The 10064-nt window shown below is 62.1% G+C and carries 10 protein-coding genes; 4 read left to right on the forward strand and 6 right to left on the reverse strand.

Features of this window, described 5'->3' with window-relative positions:
- Positions 1-114 precede the first annotated feature (114 nt).
- Positions 115-1545: a methyl-accepting chemotaxis protein gene (locus R1W00_RS10250; protein ID WP_317262644.1), complete on the forward strand. Its 1431-nt coding sequence runs from the start codon at positions 115-117 to the stop codon at positions 1543-1545.
- Here R1W00_RS10250 and idi read toward each other — a convergent pair whose 3' ends face one another.
- Entirely contained in the window at positions 1546-2067 is a 522-nt protein-coding gene (gene idi / locus R1W00_RS10255; RefSeq protein WP_317262645.1) for an isopentenyl-diphosphate Delta-isomerase, read from the reverse strand.
- A gap of 160 nt (positions 2068-2227) precedes the next feature.
- On the opposite strand from idi, the gene R1W00_RS10260 reads away from it, so the two are divergent.
- Entirely contained in the window at positions 2228-3631 is a 1404-nt protein-coding gene (locus R1W00_RS10260; RefSeq protein WP_317262646.1) for a hypothetical protein, read from the forward strand.
- Between the two features lie 10 nt (positions 3632-3641).
- Here the strand turns inward: R1W00_RS10260 and R1W00_RS10265 are convergent, their stop codons facing one another.
- Positions 3642-3884 (reverse strand): hypothetical protein, encoded by a 243-nt coding sequence (locus tag R1W00_RS10265; protein ID WP_317262647.1) that lies wholly within the window; start codon positions 3882-3884, stop codon positions 3642-3644.
- 261 nt (positions 3885-4145) lie between these two features.
- On the opposite strand from R1W00_RS10265, the gene R1W00_RS10270 reads away from it, so the two are divergent.
- Both R1W00_RS10270 and cueR read left to right on the forward strand, forming a co-directional pair.
- Positions 4146-6587: a heavy metal translocating P-type ATPase gene (locus R1W00_RS10270; protein WP_317262648.1), complete on the forward strand. Its 2442-nt coding sequence runs from the start codon at positions 4146-4148 to the stop codon at positions 6585-6587.
- Between the two features lie 18 nt (positions 6588-6605).
- Complete coding sequence (cueR, locus tag R1W00_RS10275; RefSeq protein WP_317262919.1) at positions 6606-7004, forward strand: Cu(I)-responsive transcriptional regulator; 399 nt, start codon at positions 6606-6608, stop codon at positions 7002-7004.
- Here the strand turns inward: cueR and R1W00_RS10280 are convergent.
- From R1W00_RS10280 to R1W00_RS10295, 4 genes are all read right to left on the reverse strand, one after another.
- Positions 7001-7096, reverse strand: coding sequence for a DUF2474 domain-containing protein (locus R1W00_RS10280; RefSeq protein ID WP_317262649.1), 96 nt, complete (start codon positions 7094-7096; stop codon positions 7001-7003). The two genes, cueR and R1W00_RS10280, sit on opposite strands and share 4 nt — an antisense overlap.
- 3 nt (positions 7097-7099) lie before the next feature.
- Positions 7100-8107 carry a cytochrome d ubiquinol oxidase subunit II gene (cydB, locus tag R1W00_RS10285; RefSeq protein ID WP_317262650.1) on the reverse strand — a complete coding sequence of 336 codons (1008 nt, stop codon included), beginning with the start codon at positions 8105-8107 and terminating at the stop codon, positions 7100-7102.
- A gap of 14 nt (positions 8108-8121) precedes the next feature.
- On the reverse strand, positions 8122-9537 hold the full coding sequence (locus tag R1W00_RS10290; RefSeq protein WP_317262651.1) for a cytochrome ubiquinol oxidase subunit I: 1416 nt from the start codon (positions 9535-9537) through the stop codon (positions 8122-8124).
- 307 nt (positions 9538-9844) lie between these two features.
- Positions 9845-10063 (reverse strand): formate dehydrogenase subunit delta, encoded by a 219-nt coding sequence (locus R1W00_RS10295; protein ID WP_317262652.1) that lies wholly within the window; start codon positions 10061-10063, stop codon positions 9845-9847.
- Position 10064 lies beyond the last annotated feature (1 nt).

Below are 10064 nucleotides of genomic sequence, written 5' to 3' on the forward strand. Positions count from 1 at the left end.
CTGTTTCTGACGGGGCAGTCGTGCTTGGCATGACACTTGCTGGGTTATGCCTGACACGCGCCTGCGTTGTGTACACGTCGTGAAACCGGAACCGGCATTCAAAGGTGGATTTACATGGAAGACTTCGGCATGACCGCGCGCGCAGCCGCCGATGACCAAGATCAAGAGCGCAACAAGGCGATCACACAGGTCGCCGTTCGTGTTGGCGATCTCAGCCTGCAAATCGCAGGGGTCAGCGGGGACGTTGACGACACCGCCGCGCAGGTCGAGGCACAATCGGCCATGCTGCAGACACTGGCGGAACAGTCGGTCGAAATGGCCTCGCAAACGCGGGCCGTTCTCGATAGCGCCCAAGCCGCCCTCACCACCACCGAAGAGGCCGAGGCCAAGGCCAGCGCCACCGGCGAGCGCCTGAAAACCATCGTGTCGGATGTGGCCTATCTGGTCGAGGACGTCTCGACCGTCGGCGGTCAGCTCTCCCGCCTAGAGGAGGCCCTGAAACGCGTGGCCCAAGTGTCGCGCGAGGTGGATTCGATTTCGCGCAAGACCAACCTGTTGTCCCTGAACGCCGCGATTGAGGCCGCCCGCGCCGGCGTGCATGGTCGCGGGTTCATGGTCGTCGCCCGCGAAGTCAAGGACCTGTCCGACATGACAAGCGAGGCCACATCGGAAATCAGCGCCACCATCGAAACCCTGTCCAAAGAGCTAAAGAGCCTGATGGAACAGTCCGGCCAGACCGTGGACAAGGCCAACGGCATCAAACAGAACACCGACGGGATCGGCATCGAGATTGAGGAAATCCCGAACATCCTGCACAACGTCAGCAACGCCCAGCGCGACATCACCAGCGCCACCCAAGACATCAGTCTGGCCGTCAACCGCACGCAAGAAGAGGTCAACAACCTCAGCACCGGCGTCGGCGAAAGCGCCGAGAGCCTGAATTCCGCGCGCGACAAGCTGCTGACGATCATCGACGGGTCCGAGGTCCTGACCAGCATGACCGCGCGCTTGGGTGTGGAAACCGTAGACACCCCCTATATCGAACGCATTCAGGAACTGGCCGCCCAGATTTCCGCGCGGTTCGAAGAAGGCATCAATCGCGGTCAGATCACCGTGAACGACCTGTTTGACACCAATTATAAACCCATCCCCAACAGCGACCCCGAACAGTTCATGACCCGCTATATCCGGTTCACCGATCAGGTGCTGCCGGAGTTCCAAGAGCCGATGCTGAACTTCTCCAACAAGATCGTATTCTGCGCGGCGGTGGACACGAACGGCTTCCTGCCGACCCATAACCGCAAGTTCAGCCAACCCCAGATGCCCGGCATGTCGGAATGGAACGCCGCGAACTGTCGCAACCGGCGCCTGTTTAATGACCGCGTCGGTCTGTCCGCAGGGCAGAGCAAACGCCCCTTCCTGCTGCAGGCCTATCGCCGTGACATGGGCAATGGGAACTTTGTTCTGATGAAGGACATCTCGGCCCCGATCATGGTGCGCGGGCGCCATTGGGGCGGGATCCGTCTGGCCTATAAGGTGAATTGATCAGGCGGTGCCGAAAATCTGATCCGCGTGTTGATCCATATAGATGCGCAGCCACGGGGTGTACCGCTCGGGCCGCGCGATCAGATCGGCGCGCAGATCGGACAGGGTGATCCATGCGGTGTCCATCACCTCATCCGTGTTCGGCGCGGGGGTGACGGTCGCATCCAGACGCGCAACGAACAGATCGACCACCTCATGCTCGACCAAGCCGCCGCCGACATCGGCGCGGTATTCCACCGTGCCCGCAGGCGTGATCGGCATATCCCGCAGGCCCAGTTCCTGATCCAGCCGCCGATGAGCACAGGTCGCGGCGTTCTCTTGCCAATGGGGATGGGTGCAGCACGTGTTCGCCCACAGACCCGGCGTATGGTATTTGCCCAGCGCACGGCGCTGGATCAAAACGCGATCCCCGCACAGAACGAACACAGACACTGCCATGTGGCGCAGGCCCTGCTGATGCGCGGCCAGCTTGCCCACGGGGGTCAACACCCCGTCCACCCATGCAGGGATCAGATCATCCATCGTCCAAATCCACCCGTTTTGCGTCCGGCCCTGCCCTTACCCCGATCCGCCCGAAACTGCCAGCCCCCGCAACGGCGCACAGCCGCCTTGCGCCATTGTCCCTTGTGATGCGATCGGGCGTGGTCTAGGCCTTTACCCGCTAGCCATAAGAAAGACCCACATGCGCGCGCACCCTTGGCTTGACCGGTTCATCGGTCTGATGCTGATCACGATCACCGTTCTGATCATCCTGCGGGACTGGCATATCGCCACGTGGGCCAGCGCGGTTGCACCGATCCCTGTGGTTCTGGTGGTGGCCTTTTTCTTTTTCGAGGTCCGGTTTTCGCGCAAGATCTTTGTGCTGGTCGGGATCGGGTTGGCGATCTGGGCGGGCGCGACGCGCGAGGACTGGCGCGACATCATCCTTGGCGGTCTGGCGTCCTCGGCCTTTATCGCGGCGTTCTTTTCGGCGCTGACGACCCTGCGCAATGCCGCCGATACCTCGCCTGCGATCCGCACCTGTGGCCGGTATCTGGCCAATCAGCCGCCCGGACGGCGCTATGCTGCGCTGACCCTTGGGGGGCAGGCGTTTTCGCTGTTGCTGAACTATGGCTCAATCGTCTTGTTGGGCAGCCTGACCATGGCCAGCAAATCCAACGATCCCAACCCCGAGGTCAACGCCCACCGCGCGCGGCGCATGTTGCTGGCCATTCAACGCGGGTTTATCTCGACGCTTGCGTGGTCGCCCCTGTCTTTTGCGGTCGCGATCACCACAACCGTCATCCCCGGTGCCACATGGCCCAAGGCCGTTTTGCCCAGCCTGATGACCGGCGCAATCGTGGCGGTCGTCGGGTGGTTTATGGATACAGCGTTCAAGCCCAAATTCGCCACGCCCCCCGCCCCGCGGGAGGACAACGGCGACACGATCAAAACCGTGCTGCCGCTTGTGTTCCTGCTGGCGCTGCTGGTCGGGTCGGTAACGTTCTTCTATATCACCACGGGGTTTCGCATCACCGGTCTGGTAACGCTGATCGTGCCCGTCATCGCGGCCAGCTGGATCGCCATTCAGGCCCCGTCGGGGCGGCGTCTGACCAACCTTGGACGACGTGCGCGCGATTATACGTTCCAAGACTTACCCAACTACCGCAGCGAGTTGACCCTGTTGATCATGGCCGGGTTCATCGGATCCGTCGGCGGCGCGATGCTGGGCCCCATCGCGGCCAACAGCGGTCTGGACCTTACCCAACTGCCTACGTGGGTGATCCTTGTGGCACTGGTGTGGTTTATCCCACTGACCGGCCAATTGGGCATGAACCCCATTCTGTCCGTCGTCCTGATGGCCCCGATCCTACCCAGCCCCGCGGCCTTGGGCGTCACCCCCACCGCCGTCATGGTCGCCATCACCGCCGGCTGGACGATGAGCGGGGCAAGCTCCCCCTACACCGCCACAACGATGCTGATCGGGAACTTTGCGGGGAAATCGGCGGTGTTTGTCGGACTGCGCTGGAACGGGGTCTATACCCTGTTCACCTGTGCGGTTCTGTCGGTTTGGGTGGTTCTGTTTTCAACGCTACAGATCGGGTAATCCGCGCGGATTATTCCGAGTAGTCAAAGCCGATCTGATGGCTGGACAATTCCGACAGCAAGGCCGTGAACACGTTTCGCCGCGTCACCGCCGCCCGCATCGCGCGGTCGATCTGGGGCAACAGGGTGTCAGGGGCATCAACGTTCAAAATCACCCGCTGACGTCCGGCGTTGTCATACACCACCTGCTTGGCCCCGCGCATATCCGTGCGAAAGCCGAGAAAGTGTAAACCGTCATCGCTGTGATACGTCATTCGAAACTCTCACCAAGTGATCAATCACAAAAAATGAATGTAAGGCAGACTCGGGATTTTCCCAAAAAAGATTAAGTGATCGCGCCGGTCCCTTTGGGTTTGTGCCGCGTTTGCCACATAATTCTTAGGGGTATAATACCGCCTTTCGTCTATATAGGTGGATTTGCGGACGCAAAATTCAAGTTTGTGATTTCTCACCCCTTGACCTTCCAGTGACTGGAACCCCTATCTAGGGTGCGAGATGGAACAATGGGGGTCCCCATGTTGGACGCACAGCACATTCGCCTTGAGATTGACAATATGACCTGCGGCGGCTGCGCGGCGCGGGCGCAAAAGGCGCTGGACGGCGTTCAGACGCTGGAAAATGTGACCGTCAACCTGCCCGACAACAGTGCCCAGTTCGATGCGACATCCCCTGACGCCCTGCCCGATGCGATTGCCGCATTGGCGGCGGCGGGCTATCCGGCGAAAACGGCGACGGCCCTGTTTGACATCGAAAACATGACCTGTGGCGGCTGTGCGGCGCGGGTCGACAAGGCCCTGCGCGCCGTTCCTGGTGTCAGCGCCGTGTCGGTCAGCCTGCCCCAAACCACGGCCAGCGTCACCTATGCGCGCGGCGTGACCACCGTGTCCGATCTGTCGGCGGCGGCCACGGCGGCGGGCTATCCCGCGCATGTTCAAACCGGCGACACCCCCACCGATCACAGCGCCGAGCGCGACGCCGAATACCACGGCCTGCTGCGCCAAACGATGATCGCCGCCGCGCTGGCCCTGCCGGTGTTCCTGATGGAAATGGGCGGCCACCTGATCCCCGCGATCCATATGTTCATCGGCAATACCATCGGCCATCAGGCCAGTTGGGTGATCCAGTTCCTGTTGACCAGTGCGATCCTGATCGGACCGGGTCGGCGGTTTTATCGCCTTGGCCTGCCCGCCCTGCGCCGTGGCGCGCCCGATATGAACAGCCTCGTCGCGGTCGGCACCGGCGCGGCCTATCTGTTCTCGGTCGCGGCGACCTTTGCGCCCGCCCTTTTGCCCGCGCAATCACGGGCGGTCTATTTCGAATCCGCCGCCGTGATCGTGGTTCTGATCCTGCTCGGTCGCGCGCTTGAGGCGCGGGCCAAAGGCCGCACGGGTGCCGCGATCGAACGCCTTGTCGCCCTACGCCCGCAAACCGCAACGCGCCTGCGCAACGGCGTGCCCGAAGAGGTCGCGCTGGATCAGATCTATGCCGGTGACATCCTGTTGGTGCGGCCCGGCGAAACCCTGCCCGTGGACGGCACGGTTCTGGACGGCGAAAGCCACGTGGATGAAAGCATGCTGAGTGGTGAGCCCATTCCGATCCTGAAAACCCGTGGCGCGCCGGTGACGGGCGGCACGTTGAACGGCGCGGGCGCCCTGCGGATCGAGGCGACCCATGTGGGCGCGGACACCGCCCTGTCCCAGATCGTGCGCATGGTCCAAGAGGCACAGGGCGCACGCCTGCCGATCCAAGGTCTGGTTGACCGCATCACCCTGTGGTTCGTGCCCACGATCATGGCTCTGGCCGCGCTGACCTTTGCGGTCTGGATGGCGGTTGGGCCGGGCCTGTCGCACGCGGTTGTGGCCATGGTGTCGGTTCTGATCATCGCCTGCCCCTGTGCGATGGGTCTGGCGACGCCCACGTCCATCGTTGTGGGCACGGGGCGCGCCGCCGAGATGGGCGTCCTGTTTCGCAAGGGCGACGCCCTACAGGCGCTGAGCGGGATCAAGACCGTCGCGCTGGACAAAACCGGCACGATCACACAGGGCAAACCGGTTCTGACCGATTTTGTCCCGCTGGGAGATGGGGACCGCGACGCCCTGCTGGCGCTCTGCGCGGCGGTTGAGGTGGGATCGGAACACCCGATCGCCAAGGCCATCGTCGCGGCGGCCAAGGACGCGGGCCTGAAACGCCCGACGGTCAGCGGCATCACCGCCGTGAGTGGCGGCGGCGTGCGTGCGGAATTGGATGGCGCACCGGTTGTAATCGGCAGCCCCGCCTTTATCACCGAACAGGGCATCACCGACGCGGACGCCACCGAGCGCGCCAACCAATTGGCCGAGGCGGGCAAAACCGTTCTGATCATGGCCCATGCGGGACGCGCCGTGGCCGTGGCCGCCGTGTCCGACCCGATCAAGGACGATAGTGCCGCCGCCATCGCGGGCCTGAAACGCCTCGGCCTGCGGGTCGTGATGATCACCGGCGATAATGAGCGCACGGCCGCCAGCATCGGCGCATTGGCCGGTGTGGATGATGTCATCGCCAACGCCCGTCCTGAGGATAAGGAACGCGCGATCCGCGATCTGCAAGCGAGTGGCCCCGTGGCCTTTGTCGGGGATGGGATCAACGACGCCCCTGCCCTTGCGCGCGCCGATATCGGCATCGCGATTGGCACCGGCACCGATGTCGCCATTCAGGCCGCCGATGTGGTTCTGATGCGCGGGGCACTTGGCGGTGTGGTGGATGCGTTCGGATTGTCGCGCGCGACGCTGGCCAATATCCGGCAGAACCTGTTCTGGGCGTTTGGGTACAACGTCGTTCTGATCCCTGTGGCGGCGGGCGTTCTGTACCCGTCTGCGGGTCTCCTGTTGTCGCCGGTTTTGGCGGCGGGGGCGATGGCCCTATCGTCAGTCTTTGTCCTGAGCAACGCGCTACGCCTGCGCCGCGCCCGTATCGCATAGGGGGTCACGATGCACGCTATGTCGATCAAACAGGTGGCCGAGGCCGCCAACCTGCCCGCCAAGACGATCCGCTATTATGAGGATATCGGGCTGATCACGCCCGCGCGCGGCGACAACGGCTATCGCAGCTTTGGCGAAACGGACCTGCACAAATTACGGTTCGTCGCCCGTGCGCGGTCTTTGGGGTTTAGCGTGGATGAATGCCGCACCTTGCTTGCGATGTATGAGGACACGGATCGCGCCAGTGCGGATGTCAAAGCGTTGGCCGAGACCCACCTGACCCGCATCGACGAAAAGATCCGAGAGTTGACCGAGATGCGGCAAACCCTGTCGCATCTCGTCCATTGCTGTGCGGGGGATGACCGCCCCGGCTGTCCTATTCTGGACGATCTGGCCGGGACGGGTCGCGCGGATTAGGGAACAATCGCCGCGCGGATGATCAGGGCGACGATGGCCAATGTGCCAACCCCCGCCGCCCACAGCGCGATGAACCACAGGACCCGCCTCATGGCCTAGTGATACCCTTCTTCGGGATCGACCTTGCCGCGGAACACCCAATAGGCATAGGCGGTATAGGCAAGGATCAGCGGCACCAGAACCACCGTCCCGACCAGAGCAAAGGCAAGGCTTTCATCCGGCGCGGCGGCGTCCCAGATCGTCAGACCGGGCGGCACCATGTGGGGATAAAAGCTGATCCCGATGCCGATAAAGCTGATCACAAAGAGGGACAGCGCGGCGAGAAACGGCTGCCGGTCGCGGCCCTCTTCGGCCAGACCACGGAACAACAGGATCGACGCGCCCACCAGGATCATCGGAACGACAAAGGTATAGAGACTGCCCGGCAGGTTGAACCAGCGTTCAAAATAGACCGGATCCTGAAACGGGGTCATCAAACTGACCAGACCCACAAACCCCAAGGTACCCCAGCCCAGCGGCACCGCATACCGGCGCATTTGCGCGGCCAACTCGCCCTCGGTTTTCATGACCATCCACGTGGCCCCCAACAGGGCATAGCCGATCACAACCGCCACACCGGTCAGCACAGAGAACAGCGTCAGCCAATCCCACCAGCCACCGGCATAGGCGCGGTCCACAACGTCGATCCCTTGGACCAGCGCGCCAAGGGCCACGCCCTGCATGAACGCCGCCACGACCGAGCCGCCAAAGAACGACAGGTCCCAGACGCGCTTCCATTTCTCGGTGCGCCAGCGGTATTCGAACGCCACCCCGCGAAAGATCAGCCCCAGCAGCATCAGGATGATCGGCATATACAGCGCGGGCATCACCACCGCATAGGCCAGCGGAAACACCGCAAACAGGCCCCCGCCCCCAAGGATCAACCACGTCTCGTTCCCGTCCCACACCGGCGCGACGGAATTCATCATGACGTCGCGATGACGCTCGGTCTTGGCAAAGGGGAACAGGATCCCCACGCCCAAATCGAACCCGTCCAAAATCACATAGACCAAAACCGCAAAGGCGATGATACCGGCCCAGATAAACGCAAGATCAAATGGCATTTTCGTTTCCTCGCTTATGCGTTGGCGTCATCGGCGCGCTCTTCGGCGGCCTTGGTGGATGCAATGGGACCGGCGGCGCGCACGGGCGCCTCACGCAGGCCCAGACGTCGGGTATGCGCGGGTTTGTTCATCATGCGCAGGATGTAATAGGTGCCCGCGCCAAAGACGAAAAAGTAGACCACGATGAACATCAACAGGGATGTCGCGACCGCAGGCGCCTCGACCGGCGACAGCGAGTCCGCCGTGCGCAACAGGCCATAAACGGTGAACGGCTGACGCCCGACCTCGGTCGTGATCCAACCGGCCAGAACGGCGATGAACCCCGTCGGCGCCATCAGGATCGCGGCGCGGTGGAACAAAGGTGCCTCGTAAAGACGTCCGCGCGCCCGCAGGTACAGCCCCCACAGGCCCAGACCCAGCATGGCAAAGCCGATGGCGATCATCACGCGAAAGCTAAAGAATACGATGGTAACCGGCGGCTCATCCTCATCGGGCACGGTGTCCAGACCGTCCAAAGGCGCGTCCAGATGGTGCTTCAGGATCAGCGAGGACAGTTTCGGGATTTCGATGGCATAGTCGATGCGCTTGTCCTCGGGGTTCGGGATACCGAACAGGATCAGGGGCGCGCCATCGGGGTGGCTGTCGTAATGCCCCTCCATCGCCATGACCTTGACCGGCTGATGTTCGAGCGTGTTCAGACCATGCGCGTCGCCCGCGAAAATCTGGATCGGGGTGACGATCACCGCCATCCACATTGCCATGCTGAACATGCGCCGCGCCTCGCCATCCGTGCGGTCACGCAGCAGATGCAGCGCGCCAACCCCACCCACGACAAAGGCCGTGGTCAGATAGGCCGCCAGAACCATATGCACCAAACGATAGGGGAAGGACGGGTTGAACACGATCTGCCACCAATCCTCGGGGATGAATTGTCCCGCCTCGTTCATGCCGTACCCTGCGGGCGTCTGCATCCAGCTGTTCACGGACAAAATCCACGTGGCCGACATCAAGGTGCCAATCGCCACCATGGCCGTTGCAACCATGTGCAACTTGTCCCCGACGCGCTGACGTCCGAACAACATGATGCCAAGGAAACCCGCCTCTAGGAAAAACGCCGACAGGACCTCATAGGCCATCAACGGGCCAAGGACGGGGCCGGTTTTATCCGAGAACACCGCCCAGTTCGTGCCGAATTGATAGGACATCACGATGCCCGACACGACACCCATGCCAAAGCCGACGGCAAAGATCTTTTTCCAATAGTTGAACAGGCGCAAAAACACCTCGTCCCGCGTCATCAGCCAGCGGGCGTTCAGCACGGCCAGAAAGCTGGCCAGACCAATGGAAAAGGCAGGGAAAATAATGTGAAAGGACACGGTGAATGCAAATTGCACCCGCGCCAAGGTTTCGGCGGTTAAACTGTCGAACATCGCGGTTCCTTGTCGAACAATGCGGATCAAAACAGGCAGGGAGGACCACCCGTTGCCCAAGGCATAGTGCTGGTGATCACTGCAAAGCAACGTGACAGATGCACGTTTCTCAGGGCAATTTTGTCGCGGTTCGCCGCCCAAATCGCCCCAAAACGATATCTGATTTACCAGTTTTCCAGCCGACTGATCGCCGCATTTCCACCGGACGATTCTGACCCGATTTTCACCATCAGACGCATCGCGCCTGTGACACAGCTAGGGTGCCGTACCGCGCGATCCAACGGGGCGGGACAATCCGCCCCATGCGTCATTCGGGACGGCGCACCAAAGGCACCGCATCCACAACAGTCGGGTCCAGACCCGCACCCCCCGCACCGGTCGCATATTGGATCAGTTGGGCGCGCATGCGCGGCTCCCAGAAATCATTGATGTGATCGGCGATTTTCGCGGGCGCATCCGTGCGCGGCTGGGTCTTGAAAAAGGTCGCGATCTGGTTGGCCATCATGATCATTTTTTCGGGGGACATG

The organism is Rhodovulum sp. FJ3, assembly GCF_032918305.1.
Lineage (GTDB): Bacteria > Pseudomonadota > Alphaproteobacteria > Rhodobacterales > Rhodobacteraceae > SAT37.